The organism is Bradyrhizobium tropiciagri (genome assembly GCF_018130545.1).
GTDB lineage: Bacteria > Pseudomonadota > Alphaproteobacteria > Rhizobiales > Xanthobacteraceae > Bradyrhizobium > Bradyrhizobium tropiciagri_A.
The window spans coordinates 1261353-1281798 of sequence record NZ_JAFCKF010000001.1; the positions used below are offsets into that span (position 1 = coordinate 1261353).

General features: G+C 64.9%; 17 protein-coding genes. 11 read left to right on the top strand and 6 right to left on the bottom strand.

Translation table 11 applies throughout. From position 1 onward, the window contains the following. Nucleotides 1–42: 42 nt before the first annotated feature. The 4 genes from JQ616_RS06055 to JQ616_RS06070 all read right to left on the bottom strand — a co-directional run bounded on the left by JQ616_RS06055 (nt 43) and on the right by JQ616_RS06070 (nt 4131). Complete coding sequence (locus tag JQ616_RS06055) at nt 43–888, bottom strand: helix-turn-helix domain-containing protein (RefSeq protein WP_212012948.1); 846 nt, start codon at nt 886–888, stop codon at nt 43–45. Between the two features lie 116 nt (nt 889–1004). Then, nucleotides 1005–1661 (bottom strand): glutathione S-transferase family protein, encoded by a 657-nt coding sequence (locus JQ616_RS06060; protein WP_212012950.1) that lies wholly within the window; start codon nt 1659–1661, stop codon nt 1005–1007. Beyond that, nucleotides 1661–2830, bottom strand: a complete 1170-nt coding sequence (locus JQ616_RS06065) for an acyl-CoA dehydrogenase family protein (RefSeq protein ID WP_212012952.1) — start codon at nt 2828–2830, stop codon at nt 1661–1663. The genes JQ616_RS06060 and JQ616_RS06065 overlap by 1 nt, the downstream gene beginning before the upstream one ends. Before the next feature lie 164 nt (nt 2831–2994). Next, a complete protein-coding gene (locus JQ616_RS06070) occupies nt 2995–4131 on the bottom strand; it encodes an acyl-CoA dehydrogenase family protein (protein ID WP_212012953.1) in 1137 nt (378 codons plus the stop codon). Nucleotides 4132–4346: 215 nt separating this feature from the next. On the opposite strand from JQ616_RS06070, the gene JQ616_RS06075 reads away from it, so the two are divergent. Further along, a complete protein-coding gene (locus JQ616_RS06075) occupies nt 4347–5888 on the top strand; it encodes an acyl-CoA synthetase (RefSeq protein ID WP_212012954.1) in 1542 nt (513 codons plus the stop codon). Nucleotides 5889–6013: 125 nt separating this feature from the next. Further along, nucleotides 6014–7234, top strand: a complete 1221-nt coding sequence (locus JQ616_RS06080; RefSeq protein WP_212012955.1) for an ABC transporter substrate-binding protein — start codon at nt 6014–6016, stop codon at nt 7232–7234. 204 nt (nt 7235–7438) lie between these two features. Here the strand turns inward: JQ616_RS06080 and JQ616_RS06085 are convergent, their stop codons facing one another. Continuing rightward, on the bottom strand, nt 7439–8203 hold the full coding sequence (locus JQ616_RS06085) for a helix-turn-helix domain-containing protein (RefSeq protein ID WP_212012956.1): 765 nt from the start codon (nt 8201–8203) through the stop codon (nt 7439–7441). Between the two features lie 253 nt (nt 8204–8456). Between JQ616_RS06085 and JQ616_RS06090 the strand changes: the two genes are divergently transcribed. From JQ616_RS06090 to JQ616_RS06100, 3 genes are all read left to right on the top strand, one after another. After that, a complete protein-coding gene (locus JQ616_RS06090) occupies nt 8457–10676 on the top strand; it encodes a marine proteobacterial sortase target protein (RefSeq protein WP_433995955.1) in 2220 nt (739 codons plus the stop codon). Nucleotides 10677–10879: 203 nt separating this feature from the next. Continuing rightward, complete coding sequence (locus JQ616_RS06095; RefSeq protein WP_212012958.1) at nt 10880–11449, top strand: class GN sortase; 570 nt, start codon at nt 10880–10882, stop codon at nt 11447–11449. A gap of 166 nt (nt 11450–11615) precedes the next feature. Continuing rightward, entirely contained in the window at nt 11616–13838 is a 2223-nt protein-coding gene (locus JQ616_RS06100) for an acetate--CoA ligase family protein (RefSeq protein ID WP_212012959.1), read from the top strand. Nucleotides 13839–13937: 99 nt separating this feature from the next. Here the strand turns inward: JQ616_RS06100 and JQ616_RS06105 are convergent, their stop codons facing one another. Beyond that, nucleotides 13938–14699, bottom strand: coding sequence for a S1 family peptidase (locus tag JQ616_RS06105; RefSeq protein WP_212012960.1), 762 nt, complete (start codon nt 14697–14699; stop codon nt 13938–13940). Between the two features lie 440 nt (nt 14700–15139). Here JQ616_RS06105 and JQ616_RS06110 point away from each other — a divergent pair, with 440 nt between their 5' ends. The 6 genes from JQ616_RS06110 (at nt 15140) to JQ616_RS06135 (ending at nt 20395) form a co-directional block, all read left to right on the top strand. Beyond that, nucleotides 15140–15814 (top strand): LuxR C-terminal-related transcriptional regulator, encoded by a 675-nt coding sequence (locus JQ616_RS06110; protein ID WP_212012961.1) that lies wholly within the window; start codon nt 15140–15142, stop codon nt 15812–15814. A 344-nt stretch (nt 15815–16158) separates the two neighbouring features. Beyond that, nucleotides 16159–18618 carry a S8 family serine peptidase gene (locus JQ616_RS06115; protein ID WP_212012962.1) on the top strand — a complete coding sequence of 820 codons (2460 nt, stop codon included), beginning with the start codon at nt 16159–16161 and terminating at the stop codon, nt 18616–18618. Between the two features lie 174 nt (nt 18619–18792). Beyond that, nucleotides 18793–18984 carry a hypothetical protein gene (locus JQ616_RS06120; RefSeq protein ID WP_021078101.1) on the top strand — a complete coding sequence of 64 codons (192 nt, stop codon included), beginning with the start codon at nt 18793–18795 and terminating at the stop codon, nt 18982–18984. Between the two features lie 57 nt (nt 18985–19041). Continuing rightward, a complete protein-coding gene (locus JQ616_RS06125; RefSeq protein WP_212012963.1) occupies nt 19042–19221 on the top strand; it encodes a hypothetical protein in 180 nt (59 codons plus the stop codon). A 50-nt stretch (nt 19222–19271) separates the two neighbouring features. Continuing rightward, nucleotides 19272–19613, top strand: a complete 342-nt coding sequence (locus tag JQ616_RS06130; RefSeq protein WP_212012965.1) for a hypothetical protein — start codon at nt 19272–19274, stop codon at nt 19611–19613. A gap of 95 nt (nt 19614–19708) precedes the next feature. Beyond that, nucleotides 19709–20395, top strand: a complete 687-nt coding sequence (locus JQ616_RS06135) for a methyltransferase family protein (RefSeq protein WP_212012966.1) — start codon at nt 19709–19711, stop codon at nt 20393–20395. The last annotated feature ends 51 nt before the right edge of the window (nt 20396–20446 follow it).

The following is a 20446-nucleotide window of genomic DNA, read 5'->3' on the forward strand; positions in this document are numbered from 1 at the left end:
GCTCCCGTGCGCAATTGCGCACTAGGCCGGGACGACGGATGGCTACGTCAACGCGCGTTCGTTCGCCGCCTGCCCCGTCCGGTAAATCGCAAGATCACGCGAGCCGGAGAAGATCGCGCGCGGCTTCAGGCCATAGAAGCGGCGGATCGAGTGGCTGAAATGGGTCGAGTCGGGATAGCCGATATCCTGCGCGAGATGCGCGAGGTTGATGTCCTGGTTGGCGAAGTGCAGCAGATGCCGCGCGCGCTTCCAGGCGCGGAAGGAGCGGAACGAGATCCCGGTCTCCTCCTTGAACAGATGCAGGAAGCGCGACGGCGACAGCCCGGCCTCGGCGGCACAGCCGGCCGCGGTCACCGGCTCGCCGCAGAACTGCCCAATGCGGCCGATCGCGCGCACGACGCGCGGATCGAGCACGCGCTGCGGCAGTGCGTCGCCGAAGCACATGGTGTCGAACTCGGCATTCGCGATGGCGTCGCGATGCTGCATCTCTGCCAGCGTCGCATAGGCGTTGCGGATCCGGTTGGCGAACAGATGCGAGTCCGGCCCTTGCAGACGGCGCGCGACCGCTTCAAGCGTACCATCGGGCACGCTCTCCGGCTCGATCGCAACGCAGATCGCCGAACGATATTCGCTGGTAATGGTGTGGCGCAGGTTCGGCATCGTCACCGCGAGCTCGCCATGGGACTCGCGACCTTCGCTGGTCGACAGATGCAATCCGTCGCGGATCGCGACATAGACATGGAATGCGCCGGGGCAGCGCTCGCGCGGGCGGCCGAGCAGCCCGGCATAGAACACTCGCTCCGGTGTGATCAGCATCCGATGCCCGGACTGCTGCTGGCCCGAATGGCGAGCGGATTCCTTGCACTTCGCGTCCACGATCGCGTCCATGGCGGTTCCTCCTCGCGCGGCTCTTTGGGCCACTGCGGCTGACCTACCATAGCGCAAATTCGAGGACTGTCACCGACGCGCTGGATCAATTCCGGGACACATCGACGCTGCCGAGATCAGGGCCGCGCGCGCGGCGGAATATTCTGTTCCAGCCCGGCTTTCTGCTCGGCCGCCACCGCGCGCTTATAGCCATCGCGCTGCTGCAGCCGCGCCCAATACGCCGCGACATTCGGCCCGAAATCCTTGGCAAGGCCGATATTGCTGGCGAGCCGCAGCGCGTAGCCATTTGCAATGTCGGCCGCCGTGAAGCGTTCCGCGCAGAGGAATTCCGACTTCGCGGCGGCGGCCTCCACCGCGCGCAGCCGGCCCAGGAACCATTTTGCATAGTCGCCCGAGACCTGCGGATTGCGCCGCTCCTCCGGCTCGAGCTGGCTGTAGCGGAGCACCAATGTCTGCGGAAAGGTCAGCGTTGCATCCGAAAAATACATCCAGTTCAGGAACGCGCCATAGGCCGGCTCGTCGACGCCGACGACCAGCGGCGACGGGCCGTATTTGGTGCCGAGGTAATGGCAGATGCCTGATGACTCCGTCATTTTGGTTTCGCCATCGACCATGAACGGGATGGTGCCGAGCGGGTTGATGCCGAGATATTCCTTGGCGAACACGCGCGGCGGGAACGGCAGCATCTTCAGCTCATAAGGCAGCCCGAGCTCCTCCAGCATCCACAGCGGACGGAACGAGCGCGCGGCATCGCAGTGATAGAGCGTGATCATCAGGCATTTCCCTTCTGCTTCATGCCGGGCAGCGTACCCATCATCTTGCACAATACCATGAGCATGACCTCGTCGGCGCCACCGCCGATCGAGGTCAGGCGGCTGTCCCGATAGGCCCGGCTGACCGGCGTCTCGTTGGTAAAGCCCATGCCGCCCCAATATTGCAGGCAGGCATCGGTGAGCTCGCGGCCGAGCCGGCCGGCCTTCAATTTCGCCATGGTCGCGAGCTTTGTCACGTCCTCGCCCGCGACCAGCGCCTCACCGGCGCGGTAGATCAGCGAGCGCAGCAGCTCGACCTCGGTCTGCATCTCCGCGAGCTTGAAGTGCACCACCTGATTGTCGAGGATCGATCCGCCAAACGCCTTGCGGTTGCGGGTGTAGTCGATTGTCTCGCTGATGATGAACTCATGCGCCTTCAGGCAGGCCGCCGCGCCCCACAGCCGCTCCTCCTGGAACTGGATCATCTGGTAGGTGAAGCCCTGCCCCTCCTCGCCGATCCGGTTGCGCTTCGGCACCCGGACATTGTCGAAGAATATCTGCGCGGTATCCGACGAACGCATGCCGAGCTTGTCGAGCTTGCGCGCGACCTGCACGCCCTTGGTCTTCATCGGCACGCAGATCAGCGACTTGTTGCGATGGACCGGACCGTCGCTGGTGTTGGCGAGCAGGCAGATCCAGTCAGCCTGAGTGCCGTTGGTGATCCACATCTTGCCGCCATTGATGACGTAGTCGTCGCCGTCGGAGCGCGCATTGGTCCTGATCGAGGCGACGTCGGAGCCGGCGCTGGGCTCGGAGACGCCGATGCAGGCGACCTGATCGCCGGCAATCGCCGGCGCCAGAAACTCGCGGCGGACCTCGTCGGACCCGAATCGCGCCAGCGCCGGCGTCGCCATGTCGGTCTGCACCCCGATCGCCATCGGCACGCCGCCGCAGGTGATGGCCCCGAGCTCCTCGGCCATCATCAGCGCGTAGGAATAATCCAGCCCCTGGCCGCCGAACTCGACCGGCTTGTTGAGACCGAGGAAGCCGAGATCGCCGAGCTTCTTGAACAGCTCATGCGCCGGGAAGATGTCGGCCTTCTCCCATTCGTCGACATGGGGATTGATTTCGGCCGCGATGAATTTTTGCAGCGCGCGGCGCGGTTCGTCGTGGTCGGCGGTGAAGAGCATTGTTCTATCTATCCTTCGTCATTCCGGGGCGATGCGAAGCATCGAGCCCGGAATCCATTTCACATCGAATCTGCTGCACGGTGGATTCCGGGCTCGCGCTGCGCGCGCCTTCCCTCAGGTGCGCAATTGCGCTCCGGGAATGAGGGCGAGTGAGTCGAGTGCATTCACAATCCCATCTGCCTTGACGCGAGATCCTTCATGATCTCCTCGGTACCGCCGCCGATGGCGTTGACCTTGACCTCGCGGTAGATGCGCTCGACCTTGACGCCGCGCATGAAGCCGGCGCCGCCGAAGATCTGCACCGCCTCCGACGCGCAGTGCGCCATGGTCTGCGTCGCCTGGTTCTTCATCATGCAGATCTCGGCGACCGGGCTTTCGCCCTGGCCAAGGCGCCACGCCAGCATTTCCAGCATCGCCTGCGAGGCCGCGACCTTCTGCGCCATGTCGACGATCTTGTGCCGGATGACCTGGTGCTGCGCGATCGGCTTGCCGAAGGTCTTGCGCTCCTTGGCATAGGCGACCGCCTCGTCGAGGCAGACCCGCGCATACGCCGTGCAGCTCGCCGCCATCCCGATGCGCTCGCTGTTGAAGTTCTGCATGATGATCTTGAAGCCCTGGCCTTCCTCGCCGATCAAGTTCTCGACCGGCACCCGGCATTCGTCGAAATGCAGCGTGGCGGTGTCCGACGCCCACCAGCCCATCTTCTTCAGCTTGGTGCGGGAGAGACCCGGCGTATTGCCCTCGATCAAGAGCAGGCTGACGCCGCCCGGCCCCTCGCCGCCGGTGCGTACCGCGACCGTCAGATAGTCGGCGCGCATGCCCGAGGTGATGAAGGTCTTCTCGCCGGAGACGACGTAGTGGTCGCCGTCCCGCCGCGCCTTGGTGCGCAAATTGGCAACGTCAGACCCGCCGCTCGGCTCGGTGATCGCAAGCGCGGAGATCTTCTTGCCGGCGAGCACCTCCGGCAGCACCCGCGCCTTGACCTCGGGGCGGGCGGCGCGGGCGATCGGCGGCGAGCCGATGGTGTGGCTCATCAGGCTGGCGGAGACGCCGCCGGCGCCAGCGCGCGCCAGCTCCTGCGAGGCCACGATCTTCATGAACTGGTCGGCGGCGATCCCGCCATATTCCTCGGGGAAGCCGAGGCCAAGCAGCCCGATCTCGGAGGCCTTGGCATAGAGCGCGCGCGGAAATTCGCCCTCCTCGTCCCATTGATGGGCATAAGGCTCGATTTCCTTGGCCACAAAGCGCCGCATCACCTCGCGAAAGGCCTCGTGCTCGCCGGTGTAGAACGGGTTTGCCATCCGCGTGCTCCATTGATTCTCGGGTCCGACGATGTCCGGATTTTTCCCGGTTCACTTGCGTCGAGTGGCTGTCCGCCGGACCGGGTATCCATCTGGCCACCCGCCAGCCACTAAACGCAAGACAGTATCCCGATACGCCCCCTCCACTGCCAATTCATGGCATCAATCGAGCCAGGAACAGGCGGCGCAAGACTGCCGTTCCGGAGGAGGGACATGTGCCGGTTCGTTACTACGACTGGATCGCGCATCATCGCCGGCGCACGCCGGACAAGATGGCGCTTGTCGATCTCGCAAGTGGACGCCGCTTCAGCTATGCGGAGCTCGACGCGCGCGTGTCGCGGCTTGCCGCCTGGCTGCGCGACGGGCTGAAGGTTGCGAGCGGCGACCGCGTCGCGGTGCTGGCGCTGAACACGACCGATACGCTGGAGGTGCAGTTCGCCTGCTTCCGGATCGGCGCGATCTTCCTGCCGCTCAACACCCGCCTCACCGTTCCCGAGTTGCGCTACATCACCGGCGATGCGTCGCCCAAGGTGATGATCCATGACGACGACCTCGCCGAGACCGCGCTTGCGGTCGCCAAACTCTGCGATGTCGCGTCGACCGTGCGGCTCGGCCCCGGCGGCGCCTATGAAGCCGGCATCGCGGCGGCCAAGCCGCTCGAGCGGTTCGAGGAGGTCACGCTCGATGACATCTCGACCATCATGTACACCTCGGGCACCACGGGCCAGCCCAAGGGCGCGATCATCACGCACGGGATGACGTTCTGGAATTGCGTCAATCTCGGCGGCCCCGCCTACATCTCGCCGGCCTCGGTGCTGCTGACGGTGCTGCCGCTGTTCCACACCGGCGGGCTGAATTGCTACACCAACCCGGTGCTGCATGCCGGCGGCACCGTGCTGATCATGCGCGCGTTCGATCCCGGCGAGGCGCTGAAGCTGATCGGTGATCCCGCCCAGGGCATCAACGTGTTCTTCGGCGTGCCCGCGATCTATCAGTTCATGGCGCAGCATCCGGGCTTCGCGACCGCGGATTTCAGCCGCCTCGTGATCGGCGGCGTCGGTGGCGCGCCGATGCCGGTGCCGCTGCTGAAAACCTGGGAGGCGCGCGGCGTCGCGCTGCAACAGGGCTACGGCATGACCGAGACCTCGCCGGCGGTGATGGTGCTCGACCGCGAGGATGCCGCGCGCAAGGCCGGCTCGTCCGGCAAGCCGGTGCTGCACACCGAGGTCCGTATCGTACGGCCCGACGGCAGCGACGCCGCAGTCGGCGAGCTCGGCGAACTCTGGGTCAAAGGTCCCAACATCACGCCGGGCTACTGGAATCGGCCGGACGCCAATGCCTCGTCCTTCACCGATGGCTGGCTGCACACCGGCGATGCCACGCGGATCGACGAGGAAGGCTTCTACTACATCGTCGACCGCTGGAAGGACATGTACATCTCCGGCGGCGAGAACGTCTATCCGGCCGAGGTCGAGAGCGTGCTGCATCAACTCGCAGCAGTGGCCGAAGCCGCCGTCATCGGCATTCCTAACGAGCAATGGGGCGAGGTCGGGATGGCCGTGATCGCCGTGAAGCCGGGCCATACGCTGACCCCGGCCGAGATCCACGCGCATTGCCAAACCAATCTGGCGCGGTTCAAGTGCCCGCGCCTGATCGAGTTCATCGATGCTCTGCCGCGGAACGCGACAGGCAAGATTCATAAGCCGACGCTTCGGCAGCAATTCAGCCAGCCGAAGCCAACCGATACCGCGGCGTGATCTGAAACGCGCTTCGCGCGTTCCGGTTCTCGCCGTGACAACAATTGCCCCGCAACCGTCTGCCGGGACCGGCTGCGGGTTCGTTGCGTAAGTCCCAACCAGAATCAATCGAGGAAATTGCCTTTATGAAAACCACAAAATTGTCGCTGCTGGCTGCCGCTGCGGCGCTCTGCCTGCTCTCCACCCAGGCCGCCTTTGCTCAAAAGAAATACGACACCGGCGCCTCCGACACCGAGATCAAGATCGGCAACGTCGAGGCCTATAGCGGTCCCGCCTCCGCCTATGGCGTCATCGGCAAGACCGAAGAAGCCTATTTCAAGATGATCAATGATCAGGGCGGCATCAACGGCCGCAAGATCAACTGGATCTCCTATGACGACGGCTACTCGCCGCCGAAGACCGTGGAGCAGATCCGCAAGCTAATCGAGAGCGACGAGGTGTTCCTGGTGTTCAACGCGCTGGGCACGCCAACCCAGACCGCGGTGCAGAAGTATCACAACGCCAAGAAGGTGCCGCAGCTGTTCCTCGCCACCGGCGCCAGCAAGTGGAACGATCCGAAGGATTTCCCGTGGACGATGGGCTTCCAGCCGAGCTACCGCGTCGAGGCGCGGATCTTCGGCAAGTACATCCTCAAGGCCAAGCCGGATGCCAAGGTCGCGATCTTTTATGCCAACGACGATTTCGGCAAGGACTACCTGGTCGGCCTGAAAGAGGTGCTCGACAAGTCGAGTGTCAAGATCGTCGCCGAGGAAAGCTACGAGACGACGGAGCCGTCGATCGATTCCCACATCGTTAAGCTGAAGGACACCGGTGCCGACGTGTTCGTCAACATCTCGACGCCTAAATTCGCTGCGCAAGCGATCAAGAAGATCGCCGAGCTCCAGTGGAAGCCGATGCAGGTGATGACCGACGTCTCGATCTCGATCGGCGCCGTGATGAAGCCCGCCGGGCTCGAGGCCTCGGAAGGCGTGCTGTCGGCCGGCTATCTCAAGGATGCCTCCGATCCGCAATGGAAGAATGACGAGGGCATGAAGAAGTTCATGGCCTTCGCTGAGAAGTACATGCCGGGCGCCAATCTCTCCGACGCCAACCTGGTCTATGGCTACGCCGCGGCGCAGACCATGGTGCAGGTGCTGAAGCAAGCCGGCGACAACCTGACGCGCGAGAACGTGATGAAGCAGGCCGCCAGCCTGAAGGACTTCACGCCGGACACGCTGATCCCCGGCATCCGGATCAACACCAGCGCGACCGACTTCGCCCCGGTCGAGCAACTCAAGATGATGCAGTTCAAGAACGGACAGTGGGAGCTGTTCGGCGACATCATCAGCGCCGAGACCGGCGGCTAGCGCTACACGCCGACAGCAAACAATGCCGCGAAGCCGCCCCTCGGGGCGGCTTCGTTGTTTTACACCTCTTTCACCGTCACCCTGAGGAGCGCGCCCTCGCGCGCGTCTCGAAGGGTCGACGGCCCGGCTGTTGGCCGTGCATCCTTCGAGACGCGCGTGCCGCGCTCCTCAGGATGACGGAACTCGCATCGTATCCTGTCAACGCTATCCCGGCAGGAAGATCGCGAACGGCTCGTCGATCGTGCGGCGCAGGTGCTCGCGATAGGCGGCGAAGCTGGCATCGTCGGCCGATACCCGGCCGAGGCTCGGCTTCGGTACGTTCTTTGCCGGCAGGAATGCGATCGGCGCGGCGACCGGGGTCAGCAACGAGCCGCGGCCGGCGAGCAAGGTCGTGATGATGCCGTACATCTCACCGGAATTGCGCGGCCGCGAGACCGTGATGACGCGATGTTGGCCGTGCCGGTTGGTGACGAGATAGACGAAGCCCGATTCGTTCGGCACCGCGACTTCACCGTACTGCGTATAGTCGGCATCCTGCCGCTCGCCCTCGCGGAAGCCGAGCGATGATGTCGCCTCGTCCCAGATGATCTCGGTGCGATAAGCATAGAGCGCACCCGGCTCGCCGAACGACGGGCGCACCGTGATGTAGGTGCCTTCGATCCGCGCCACCGAACGGCGGGAATAGGACCCGAGACTGTCGGGCGCAATCCCGCCATTGGCAGGCACGACCACTTTGATCGCTTCCGGCAGCTTGCGCAGGGGCACGCCGAGCGCCTGCTCCAGCCGCACCGTTGTCGCCAGCGTGAACGGGCGACGACCACCGAGCACCTTCTCCAGGGTCGAGAGGCTGAGCTTCGCCTGCTCCGCCAGCGTCTGCCGCGAGATGCGGCGGCGCGCGATTTCCTCACGGATGGTATCCGCGACCTGCTGGCTCTGCTCGGCGGACAGCTGCTTGTCAGGTGTCGACATTGTGGTCCTGCGGCGGGTTCCCCATGAATCGGCGCAGTCTAGCAGACCGGACAACCCATCACAAAACCGTACAAAACCGCCTCGTCCGGCGGCGGGCGGCGCCGGGCCGCGGCCAATCATTGCCGATCATTCTGCTCGCGCCAAAACCGCCGCTCTCCATGATTGCGAAGCAGCGAAAGCCTCGCTCGGAGTGACGAAAATGACGATTTACGATGCATGTGAGAGCAGTCCGCAAATCCGCCTGTCGCGCAGGATGCGCATTGCGCTGTTCTTCCTGGTGGAAGGTGTGGCCGCGCTGGCGATCGGCTTCGCGGCGCTGTTCGTGAGTTTCGATCCGGTGTGGTCGGCCGAGCTGCCGCAACAGGCGGTGCTGCGGCCATCCGATGCCCGCTCCGGCTCGCTGCTGTTCAAGACCGACGACGGCTACAAGGATGCGTTGAGGCTCGGCATCGATGTCGACCTCACCGTGTCGGGCCCGACCGTCCGCGCCCGCGTCACCCAAATCTTCCGCAACCCGACCAAGGATTGGGTGGAAGCGACCTATGTCTACCCGCTGCCGGCCGGCGGCGCGGTCGACACCCTGAAGATGGTGGTCGGCGATCGTATCGTGGTCGGCGACATCAAGGAGCGGCAGCAAGCCCGCGCGATCTACGAGCAGGCCAAGCAGAACGGCCAGAAGGCCGCGCTCACCGAACAGGAGCGGCCGAACATCTTCACCAACTCGGTCGCCAATATCGGTCCCGGTGAAACCGTGCTGGTGCAGATCGAATATCAGGAGCCGGTGCAGCAGAACGGCAACGAGTTCTCGCTGCGGGTGCCGATGGTGGTCGGCCCGCGCTACAATCCGCGTCCGGTGGTGCAGAGCGTCGACCTCCGCGCCGATGGCAGTGGCTGGGGCGCCACCACGACCGACCCCGTGCCGGACCGCGATCGCATCGCATCCGAAGTGCTCGATCCCGCAACCAATGCACCGGTTAATCCGACCAACATCACGGTGCATCTCAACGCCGGCTTCCCGCTCGGCGAGGTCAAGAGCCATTTCCATCAGGTCAAGATCGAAAGCCTCGACAACACCACGCGCGTCGTCAAGCTCGCCGAAGGCCCGGTACCGGCCGATCGCGACTTCGAGCTGACCTGGAAGCCGGCCGCCGAGAAGGCACCGTCGGTCGGGCTGTTCCGCGAGCATGTCGGCAATTCCGACTATCTGCTGGCCTTCGTCACGCCGCCCTCGGTCGAGCAGGCGCAGCAGAAGCAGCTGCCGCGTGAGGTGATCTTCGTGATCGACAATTCCGGCTCGATGGGCGGCACTTCGATCATCCAGGCCAAGGCCAGCCTTCTCTACGCGCTCGGCCGCCTGCAACCGACCGATCGCTTCAACGTGATCCGTTTCGACGACACCATGGACACGCTGTTCCCGGCGCCGGTCGCGGCAAACAGCGCCAATATCGGCAACGCGACGTCGTTCGTCAGTGCGATCCAGGCCCGCGGCGGCACCGAGATGGTGCCGGCGATGCGCGCCGCGCTGTCCGACACCAACCACGACGACGCCGACCACGTCCGTCAGGTCGTGTTCCTGACCGACGGCGCCATCGGCAATGAGCAGCAATTGTTCGAGACCATCAGCGCGCTGCGCGGCCGCTCGCGGGTATTCATGGTCGGCATCGGCTCGGCACCGAACACGTATCTGATGACGCGCGCTGCCGAGCTCGGCCGCGGCACCTTCACCCATATCGGCTCGGTCGAGCAGGTCGACGAGCGCATGCGCGATTTGTTCGCCAAGCTGGAGAATCCCGCGGTGACAAGCTTGTCCGCGAAATTCTCCGACGCGACCGCCGACCTCACGCCGTCGGCGCTGCCCGACGTCTATCGCGACGAGCCGCTGGTGCTGGCCGCGAAGCTCGACAAGCTCGCCGGCTCGGTCGAGATCAAGGGCCGCATCGGCGACCGTCCGTGGAGCGTGACGCTACCGCTGGCCAATGCCGCCGAGGGCAAGGGCCTGTCGAAACTGTGGGCACGCCGCAAGATCGCGGATGCCGAGGTGGCGCGCACCACGCGGCAGGCGACCCCCGAGGATGCCGACAAGACCATCCTTGCGCTGGCGCTGGAGCATCAGCTCGTGACGCGGCTGACCAGCCTTGTTGCGGTCGACAAGACGCCGAGCCGTCCGGACGGCGAGCCGCTGAAGCTGTCCGAACTGCCGCTGAACCTGCCGGCCGGTTGGGATTTCGCAAAGGTGTTCGGCGAGCGTCCGAGCCTGCCGGCCACTCCCACCGAACGTCGCGCCGAGGCCGGCGACGGCAAGGTGCAACTCGCTGCGCTGAAGCGGTCGCCGGTCGCGACCCAAAGTCCCGGCACGATCCAGCTGCCGAAGACCGCGACCGATGCAGAATTGAAGATGGTCGCCGGTGTGATCCTGCTCACGGTCAGCCTTCTGCTTCTGGTGTTCAATCGGCGTCAGACGTCACCCCAATGACGTCGGATGAAAGGAGCAGGTGCCCCCCGACCTCCTCCTTTCCTAGAGCGCGCGCGGTCTTCCCACCTGTCCCCCAGGGACCGCGCGCGCCACTTCTCTCAACTGTCATTGCGAGGAGCGAAGCGACGAAGCAATCGATGGTTCCGCCTATGCCGCTCGATCGGTTGCTTCGCTTCGCTCGCAATGACGGGAGCCCGATGACAATGCGCCGCTTCATCCTCCCGCTCGCCTTCGCTCTCATCGGCCTGATCCTGTTCGGCCAGGGCGCCTATATCCACGCCAAGGCGCTGGTCGCGCAGGTACTGCTGGAGCGCGCCTTCACACAGAGCATCGCGACCGGCCAGCTGGTGAAGCCGTGGAGCTGGGCCGATACCTGGCCGGTGGCCAGGATCGAGGTGAAGCGCCTGCACGCCTCCGCGATCGTGCTCGCCGGCAGCAGCGGCCAGGCGCTGGCGTTCGGCCCCGGCCATGTCGAGCAGACCGTCGATGCCGGGCAGCCGGGCGTCGCGGTCTATTCCGCGCATCGCGACACCCATTTCCGCTTTCTGAAAGATGTCACAATCGGCGACGAGATCGACGTCACGCGCAGCGACGGCAAGATGTTTCGCTACCGGGCCGATCGCAGCGCGGTGGTCCGCTTCGATCAATCAGGCATCGATCCGATCACGGATAAATACGAACTGGTGCTCTCGACCTGCTGGCCGTTCGACGCACTGACATCGGGGCCCGAGCGTTATCTGTTGCACGCGACCCTGATCGAATCAGGTTCCTGATCCGTATCAATTTCGTCTGCCGGGATATTGCGCGTGACACCCAGACTTGCGTCCCCGTGAGTTGCTACCCCCTTTCCTCAGCCATAAAAACAATGAAAAATCGGGTCCTGCGGTGATCGACCGTGGGCCAGAGGAAACAAAGACAACAAGGATAAGGGCAGGCTCCATGGAAGCACTTGCAAGCACCGCGTCTCATGTGTCCCACAAATGGGCGCCGCCCGCTGACGCCAGTGACATCGTCAAGAGCATCCATGCGATGCTGCACCCGCGCAACATCGTGCTGGTCGGCGCCACCGACAAGCCCGGCAACTATGCCGAACGGATCTGGAACAATCTGGTCAAGTACGGCTACGCCGGGGGCCTTTATCCGATCAACGCCAAGCGCGAGGCGATCTGGGGCGTCACCTGCTACAAGGATTTCGCCAGCCTCCCCGAGAAGCCCGACCATGTGCTGGTGCTGGTGCCGGCGCGCTTTGCCGTGCAGGTGATCCGCGATGCGGCTGCCGCCGGCGCACGCTCGGCGACCATCGTCACGTCAGGCTTCAGCGAGTTGCAGGATGAAGAGAGCCAACGGCTTGCGGTCGAGCTGAAGCAGGCGATCAAGGAGACCGGGCTCGCGGTCACCGGCCCGAATTGCCTCGGCAATCTCAGCGCCGGCGAGAACCTTTTCACCAATATCGACGACCGCATCGTCACCATGGAGCAGGGTGCGGTCGCGATCGCCGGCCAGTCCGGCGCCATCGTGATGGCGATCCGCCAGGCGCTGGAGGATCGCGGCGTCGGCGTCGGCTATATGGTCACGACCGGCAATGAATCCGGTCTCGAGACGCCGGACCTGATGAGCTATTTCGCCGCCGATCCGAGCATCCGCGTCATCGTGGTCTATCTCGAAGGCGTCAGGAATACCAAAATCTTCCGCGAAGCCTGCAAGGCCGCGCGCGCGGCGGGCAAACCTGTCATCGCGCTCAAGCTCGGCGCCTCCGAAGGCGGCCGAGCTGCTGCGATGGCGCATACCGGCGCACTCGCCGGCTCGATCGAGACCTTCGACGCGATCTCGACCCGCGAAGGCGTGATCCGGGTGCGCGGGCTCGACGAACTGATCGAGACCACCGAGTGCTTCGTGCACACCGATCCCCCGAAGGGCAATCGGCTGGCGGCAGTGTCGCTGTCGGGCGGCAAGCGCGGGCTTTTGATCGACGCGTTCTATTCCGCCGGGCTGAATTTCGCGCCACTGAGCCCGAACGCGTCCGGACAACTGGCGCAGATGCTCGGGCCCGGCAGCATCGTCGGCAACCCGCTCGACGCCGGCTTTGCCGCCGTTGTCGACCCCTCCGTCTACATGAAGTCGATCAAGATCATGATCGACGATCCCGATACCGACATCGTCATCATCGACGCCGAATTGCCGAAGGCACCACACGAGCTGCGCGAGCGCAATCTGCGTATCGTCAACGACATGGCGGGCCAGGCCAACAAGCCGGTGATCTATATCAGCGCGATGTCGATCGGCTTCACCGACTTCACCAAGGGCCTGCGCAAATCGCTGCCCAATATCGCGGTCATGCAGGGTCTCGACCGCGCGGTTGGCGCGATCAAGTCGCTGATCGAATATGCCGGCCTGCGCAAGGAAGTGCCCGACATCGCGTCGAGCTCGAAGGCGTCCGCGCGCGCCATGCTGGAGAAGACGCTCAAGGCCGCCAACGGCGCCGCCGCGCTCGACGAGGTCGCCTCGAAAAAGCTGCTCAAGGCCTATGGCATCCCGATTTCAAAGGAAGAGGTCGCGCAGACCGTGGCGGAGGCGGTGAAGATCGCCAAGACGATCGGCTTTCCGGTCGTCGCCAAGGTGGTCAGCCCCGACATCCTGCACAAGTCGGATATCGGCGGCGTGGTGCTGAACCTTGCCAATGCGGCCGAGGTGAAGAAGGCGTTCAACGACATCACCGCGCGGGTGAAGAAGCTGAAGGGCAAGCCGAAGCTCGAGGGCATCCTGATCGCGCAGCAGGTCAAGGCAGACCTCGAGCTCGTGGTCGGCGCCTCGCTCGACGCCGAGATGGGCCCGGTGGTGCTGTTCGGTACCGGCGGCGTCGATATCGAGCTGATGAAGGACGTCGCGCTGGCCGGCGCACCGCTCGATGACGCCGAAGCGAAAGAGCTGATCGCCAAGACCAAGGCCGGCGTCAAGATGAAGGGCTATCGCGGCAAGCCCGCCCTGCACGAACCGTCGGCGGTGAAGGCGCTGGTCGGGCTCTCCAATCTGATGGCCGACGCCAACGGCCGCATCGCCTCGATCGACGTCAACCCGTTCCTGATCAACAGCAAGCTCGGCGTCGCCGTCGATGGCCTGATCGTGCTGAACAACGCCGCCGCAAATAAAGCGGCGGGACATTAGGTTCAATCGTCATGCGCGGGCTTGACCCGCGCATCCATCATCAGAAGCAAGTCGTCTCCGGATGGATTGCCGGGTCAAGCCCGGCAATGACAACCGTCATCAAAAGCTCGCACCCCACTGCCGCACGGTCTGCATCACCCAGTCGCGATAAAGCGTCAGCGGCGTGACGCCGGTGATGCCGCCGCAGCCGGCGGTGCCGTTCGGGCCTGTGGACCAGCTGACCACGCCAACGATGACGGGGCCGCCCTGCTTGTCCTCGAACACGGGTGCACCGGAATCGCCGGTACAGGCGCCGAGCCCGTCGCGCACGCCCTGCCCGACCGGATCAACCAGCCGGATCTGCAGCGTGCCGGGCTTGCCGCTCGCGACCAGTCCGGCGACGCGAATGCTGCCGCCGCTCTTGCCGTCGCCACGCACGGTGACACCGACGCCGGCAATGGTGAAGCGGCCGCCGACCTGGATCGGAATGTTGGGCATGCCGAGCGCGGCCGGCGCCTTGCCTGCGACCGGCATCGCGAGCTGCAGCAACGCGACATCGGCAGTCGCGACATGATTGGTCATCGCCTGCATCCGGAAGGCTGGATGAATCGCGACCGTCCTGACGTCCTGCAACTTGGGTTGCCGGTCCGCGCCATACTCGACGATCTTGTAATCGGCGCCGGGCTGCACACAATGCGCCGCGGTCAGCACCACCTTCGGCGCGATCAACGCACCGGTACAGAAATTGCCGCGTGAGCCGACGATTGTGACGACCGCACGCGCAACGCCATCGGTCGACGGCGCGCCGCCACCGACGATGGCGAAGGCCGGCGTTGCCATCAACAGGATCAGAAAGGCTGCCGCTCGAAACAAGCTCGTCATGGAATCCCGTCGGTTTGCATCGGAATTGATCGGATCCGAGGCGCGGCATTGCGTCGCTCACACTCGGCCTCGGAAGCCGGCAATGCAGTACAGAGCATCCGGACCCGCATGCGTCAATTATCTAAATATCTAGCCGTCAATGACTACGGCATTGAAGTCGCCGCCAGAATCGACGCATGGACGACCCGCGCATACTTCGCGCATCACGGTCCTGTCACGATATGCGACATGTCGATCACGGGGCTGCGTGATCCGCGACGATGCGCTAATGTGAACTGCATCTCTTGATCCTGCGCGCATCGGAGCCGTAATTTCCATTCGATAATAAATACAACCTCTGGCAGCATACCGCATACTTACCTTCATGACTTTCTGGATGCCGGTGCCGTCGAACGTCCGACGGCTTCTCCTTCCGCCATTTCGTTGAGTTCGAGGATATTATGAGGATCGCGGTCGTCACGCCGATAAGGCTGTTCAGCGAGGGACTTACCTCGAGTTTCCAGAACCACGCCGAGTTCGCCATCGAGGCGGCGGTTTCCGATCTGGCCGGGCTGCGCGAGAGCCTCGAGGCGGGCAGCGTCAACGTCATCCTGATCGACGTCACACAGGGGATCGATCTCGACGAGGTGCGCGTGATCGCGAGCGAGCATGCGGAGATCGCTCTGGTGGCGCTCGGCCTCAACGAAGACAGGCGCGACGTGGTTCGCTGCGGCCGGGCCGGATTCAGCGGCTATATTTCTCGCAATGCCAGCTTCGACGAGCTCTGCCGCGCATTGTCGGACGTGGCATCGGGACGGCTCGCCTGCAGCGCAGAGATTTCCGGCGGCCTGCTGCGCGCGCTGTTCTGCATGGAGCGCCAGACGGATACGATCGAAGCGGACCAGGGACTGACGCGCCGCGAAAGCGAGGTCCTCAAGCTGATCGGACAAGGCCTGTCGAACAAGGAGATCGCACGCGATCTCAATCTCAGCCTGGCGACCGTCAAGCATCACGTCCATCACGTGTTGCAGAAGCTTGGCCTGCCGGGCCGCGCGCAGGCGATGCGGCGCGTGCGTGAAGCGCCGTGGATCGCATCAACTGCGCAGATGCTTGATCGTCGCCGCGAGCTCGACTGACCCCAGCCTTCTGAATTCCGTGTGCGGCCAGGCGCGCCGCATCCTTGCGGGGATGCGGCGTGTCTCGGCGAACATGCATGCGCGTCGCGCCGGGGATCGATCCCGACTAAATCCTTTGATCGATCTTTCGAGGCGCAAGATCAACCTTATGGATCGGTCCGGTCCCGATCATCGCCTCGATCCTTTCTGATCCACCGCGACGAATAGGCCTTTCGCGGCACAGCTGCCACAACTGCACCGACGCAACGACGTGCCGCTGTTATCGCTCGCTGCGCAAATTGCAGATTGCCGTGGAAGACGGATCGGCCGCACGAATTCGCGGCAGATCGGTCGGGAATGATTTCATGAATCCGGTTGCCGACATTCCTGGTCTGACTGCCTTGTGGCAGAGAGCGTCGGGTGGCGATCCCGCGGTGAAGATCGCGATCATCGACGGCCCCGTCGATCTCAATCATCCCTCGCTCAGGCAGGCCCGCATCACCATGGGCGGCGAGTTCGTCGCGCCGTCTTCGCCGACGATCCAGTCCGAGCACGGCACCCATGTCACGAGCGTGCTGATGGGCACGCCCGGCAGCCCGGTGCTCGGCGTCGCGCCGAATTGCAGCGCGACCGTGTTCTCGATCTATCGCGAGGATGCCGCCGGGCAGATCGAACCGTCCTCGCAAAGCACATTGGCGCTCGCGATCAACCAGGCGCTGGCCGTGGGCGCCGACATCATCAATATCAGCAGCGGCCAGCAATCGGCGACGGGACAGGCCGATCGCATTCTGGTCGACGCGGTGCGCGCCTGCGAACGCGCCGGCAAGCTGATCGTCGCCGCGGCCGGCAATGACGGCTGTCGCTGCGTCCAGGTGCCGGGCAGCCTCGCTTCGGTGCTTGCGGTCGGCGCATGCGACCTGGCTGGCAATCCGCTGCCGTTCAGCAATTTCGGCGACGCCTATCTCGAGAACGGCATCCTCGCGCCAGGCGAGAACATCGCCGGCGCCTCACCGGTTCGCAATGTCAGCCTGCGATCCGGAACGAGTTTCGCTGCGCCGATCGTCACCGGTGTCGTCGCGCTGCTGCTCTCCTGCTTGCGCCAGAATGGGCGCAAGGCCGATCCGCAAGCCGTCCGTGCCGCGCTGCTCGAAAGCGCGGCGCCCTGCCGCAACGACGGCAGCGCCTCGCGCTGCCTCGCCGGACGGCTCGATATTCCCGCGGCTGTCGCCGCCCTGCTTGGCGAGCAGGCGGACGCCGTCATGCCGTCGGGTGCTACGGCCGCGCCTCCCCGCTTCTGGGGAGTGTCCGCGCGCTCTTTCGTCCAACCGTCATCCGCCGCTCAGCCAACTGCAACCAGAGAGGGTTCCATGGGAGATCTATCAGCAATGTCTGCACCATCGGCTCCGCGCATATTCGGGCCCGACGGCTCGGTCCTGCGAAGCAGCGCCGGGATCATGCCAAGCGAGGCGCAGGCCGCCGCGCCGGCAGCACCTGCGGCCATGGCCGTTCCCGTTGATCACGGTGTCGTTGCCGCGCCGATCGCTGCGCCCGCGCCTTATCCGTATCACGCGCCCCATCCGGGCGGCGACATGGTCTGGATGCCGGCACCGCAGATGATGATGCCGGCACCGATGATGATGCCGCAGATGGCGATGCCGGCGGCCGGCATGATGCCGCAGACCTGGCTGCAGCCGCAGCAACTGCCGGCGCTGATGCCGAGCCACGCGCTTCCCGTCGCAATGCCGCAGCAGGCGCCGCCGATGTACGAAGCGCCCGCGGTCCGGACCAGCGAGAAGAATTGCGGCTGTGGCGGCGGCGGCATGCGTCCGCGGGGCGCTACGGCCGAGTCGACCGGTCAACTCGCCTTCCCGATCGGCCGGCTGTTCTACGATTTCGGCAAGGAAGCCCGCCTCGATTACTTCGTGCAGGCCATCGCCAACTGGCGCGACAGCCTGATCGGACGCGGCGATCCGGCGTTCGGACCCGAACGCGACCACTCCGGCGATACCTCGGCGCCGTACAATCCGGCAATCATGGCGCGCTATCTGCTGAACCAGGCCGAAGGTGAGAGCGCGACGCCGGCCGGTGCCGGCAACAACTTCCCGGACGCCGACGCCATCACCTGGACGATGACGATCGATTCGATCCCGATCTACGCGATCAAGCCGCTCGATGTGTTCGGTCTCGGGTTCTTCGCGGCGCTGATCCTGGCGTTGTGGCACCAGGAGGTCTCGCATGACGATCCCGCGACGACCCGGACCGTCGTCCTGGCGACGGCGGCTGCCGCCGGTGACTCGCGACCGGCGCCGCGCCCGGCATTCCCGGGACCCGGCGGCGTTGCGCGGGTCTCGATGGCGGGTTGGGTCGACAGCACCAACACGACCAAGCTCCTCAACGGCACCGTCGTGCCGACGCTGGTGACCGACTGGCGCGGCTTCTACCAGTGGGATCTGTTCACGTTGTTCGGGCCCAATTCCGATACCTGGCCCGACGGTGCCGAGGGCTTCCTCGACCGCATCTACAACGAGTTCCGCAACGTCGGTCTCTCGCCGCAGGATCGCGCGCTGAACTACTCGGCGATGAATGCCTACAACACGCGGAAGATCTTCGCCGACGTCGCCAAGAAGGGCCTGCGGCTCGACACCGTCGAGGTGGACCAGAGCGTCATCTGCCGGCCGGACTCGGATTGCCACGACGTGACCTACCGCTTCTTCAACCCGACGCAGGTCCTGACCCAGGCCCGCGAAGTCTATCAGTACACGATCGACGTCAGCGACGTGGTGCCGGTGGCGGTCGGGCCGCTGCGGCAGTGGCAGGTCTATTGACGCGATTGCTCCTCTGCGTCCGGAGGAGATCTGAACGTGGCGCGAATTGGCGTCACGTGGTCCGGGGGATCGACGCGATGAGCGATCCCCTGGGCGACGTCCAGCGACGGCTGCCCCGGTCGGTGCCCACCTCCGGTCGTTGCCGTCAATTCAAACCGAAAGAAGGAGCTGAACATGTACGCAAGGAACGACTTTGAGACCTTCGGCAGCGTGCGTAGCCCGATCCAGTGTGAGGGCATCGAGCGCGGTCCGAAGCGGATTGCCGAAGTGGCGACCAACGGGTCGGTCAACCCGCAGGGTTGGCAGGACATCGTGGGCGGCGTCGTGCAGGCGCTGCCGGGCGTCCTCGGTGCCTTCGGCATCTGATCGCCAAACTCGGGGCCCGGCGATGTCGGGCCCCACCCCATCCTCGAGGAGGCCGACATGATCCAGAAATCCACCGCCAGGAGCGCGCAGCAACAGCAGCAGAACGGTCGCCGGATCGAGCCCTCCGGCAAGATTGTCGTGTCGTCCGTCGTGACGCACGCCTCGCTGCTCGCCGCGATCAGCGACCGCAACCCGATCATCGCCAAACGCACCACATCCGACGAGGACAAATCCTGACGTCCAAATCCTGAAATCATCGTCATCACCGAACCTATGGAGCCGATGCCATGGCAAGAACGCCCCGCAATTCCGGATCCGACAGCGCCGCCTCTCCGCCGCCGGCGGAAGCAGCATCCGCAGCGTCAAGCATTGCCGAGGCGCGGCGCCCGTTGGAGGCAGCTGTTGTCGCCCGTCCGCAGATCGCCACCACGCCCGCACCGCCGACAACGTCGGCCTATATGGCGCCGCCGCAGGGCCCGGGTGCTCCGCAGCAGATGCGCCATGATGGCTCGCCGCGTGCGGAGGCGCGGCTCAACACCGCAATGAAGATCCTGCTCGATCCCACAGCGCGCGCGCTGCCGAGCAAGGTCTATTCCGGACAGGCGCGAAACTGGACCCGCAGGCCGTGATCGGTCATGCGCGCTGAACCGCGCTACGCTGCAAAGGCACGCAACGGCCCGCTCGATTCCAGCGGCGCGGCCGTTGCCGCTCGTCGGAGAGAGAGATGAACGAGACCAGCAATCCGCCACGCATCAATCTGCGCCGCGCCGCCCTCACCTTTATCGGCCTCGGGGCACTGCTGTTTCTGGCGGCCGGCACCTTGCGATGGGCCGGCGCCTGGGTATTCCTGTTCGAGATCACGATCGGCGGGCTGATCACCGAGGCCTGGCTTGCGAGGCATGATCCGGGCCTGCTGGCAGAGCGGCGCACCGCGCGCGGCCAGGCCGGATGGGACCGCATCATCACGACGATCATGCCGCTGTTGTGGCTGACATGGCTGCCACTGATGGCGCTCGACACGATCCGCTACCAGGCATCGCTCGTTCCCGTCGGGCTGCAATGCGCCGGCGCGGTCATGATCGCCGCATCGTTCTACATCGTCTACCGGACCTACCGGGAAAACAGCTACGCCGCGCCGGTCGTCAAGATCCAGCGCGACCGCGGGCATGCGGCGGTGACCACGGGACCGTACGCCTATGTGCGGCACCCGATCTATGCCAGCGGCCTCTTGACCTATGTCGGCGCGCCGCTGCTGCTCGGCTCCTGGTATGGCCTCGCCATCGTGCCTGTGATGGCGGCGCTGCTCGGCCTGCGGTCGATGATGGAGGAGCGCATGCTTACCGCCGAGCTCGACGGCTATGCCGACTATCTCACCCGCGTGCGCTATCGCCTGGTCCCGATGGTCTGGTGAGCCCGTTCCGCATGGCGGTCTTTCGACACAAACTGGCGGCTTGCCTGATTG

What these genes read in the sequence shown, in the direction of transcription:
- JQ616_RS06090 (WP_433995955.1), top strand. Translation starts at nt 8,457, where the DNA reads ATGCGCATTGCGCTGTTCTTCCTGGTGGAAGGTGTGGCCGCGCTGGCG.
- JQ616_RS06085 (WP_212012956.1), bottom strand. Translation starts at nt 8,203, where the DNA reads ATGTCGACACCTGACAAGCAGCTGTCCGCCGAGCAGAGCCAGCAGGTC.
- JQ616_RS06100 (WP_212012959.1), top strand. Translation starts at nt 11,616, where the DNA reads ATGGAAGCACTTGCAAGCACCGCGTCTCATGTGTCCCACAAATGGGCG.
- JQ616_RS06115 (WP_212012962.1), top strand. Translation starts at nt 16,159, where the DNA reads ATGAATCCGGTTGCCGACATTCCTGGTCTGACTGCCTTGTGGCAGAGA.
- JQ616_RS06065 (WP_212012952.1), bottom strand. Translation starts at nt 2,830, where the DNA reads ATGCTCTTCACCGCCGACCACGACGAACCGCGCCGCGCGCTGCAAAAA.
- JQ616_RS06080 (WP_212012955.1), top strand. Translation starts at nt 6,014, where the DNA reads ATGAAAACCACAAAATTGTCGCTGCTGGCTGCCGCTGCGGCGCTCTGC.
- JQ616_RS06135 (WP_212012966.1), top strand. Translation starts at nt 19,709, where the DNA reads ATGAACGAGACCAGCAATCCGCCACGCATCAATCTGCGCCGCGCCGCC.
- JQ616_RS06130 (WP_212012965.1), top strand. Translation starts at nt 19,272, where the DNA reads ATGGCAAGAACGCCCCGCAATTCCGGATCCGACAGCGCCGCCTCTCCG.
- JQ616_RS06055 (WP_212012948.1), bottom strand. Translation starts at nt 888, where the DNA reads ATGGACGCGATCGTGGACGCGAAGTGCAAGGAATCCGCTCGCCATTCG.
- JQ616_RS06110 (WP_212012961.1), top strand. Translation starts at nt 15,140, where the DNA reads ATGAGGATCGCGGTCGTCACGCCGATAAGGCTGTTCAGCGAGGGACTT.
- JQ616_RS06105 (WP_212012960.1), bottom strand. Translation starts at nt 14,699, where the DNA reads ATGACGAGCTTGTTTCGAGCGGCAGCCTTTCTGATCCTGTTGATGGCA.
- JQ616_RS06125 (WP_212012963.1), top strand. Translation starts at nt 19,042, where the DNA reads ATGATCCAGAAATCCACCGCCAGGAGCGCGCAGCAACAGCAGCAGAAC.
- JQ616_RS06070 (WP_212012953.1), bottom strand. Translation starts at nt 4,131, where the DNA reads ATGGCAAACCCGTTCTACACCGGCGAGCACGAGGCCTTTCGCGAGGTG.
- JQ616_RS06120 (WP_021078101.1), top strand. Translation starts at nt 18,793, where the DNA reads ATGTACGCAAGGAACGACTTTGAGACCTTCGGCAGCGTGCGTAGCCCG.
- JQ616_RS06095 (WP_212012958.1), top strand. Translation starts at nt 10,880, where the DNA reads ATGCGCCGCTTCATCCTCCCGCTCGCCTTCGCTCTCATCGGCCTGATC.
- JQ616_RS06060 (WP_212012950.1), bottom strand. Translation starts at nt 1,661, where the DNA reads ATGATCACGCTCTATCACTGCGATGCCGCGCGCTCGTTCCGTCCGCTG.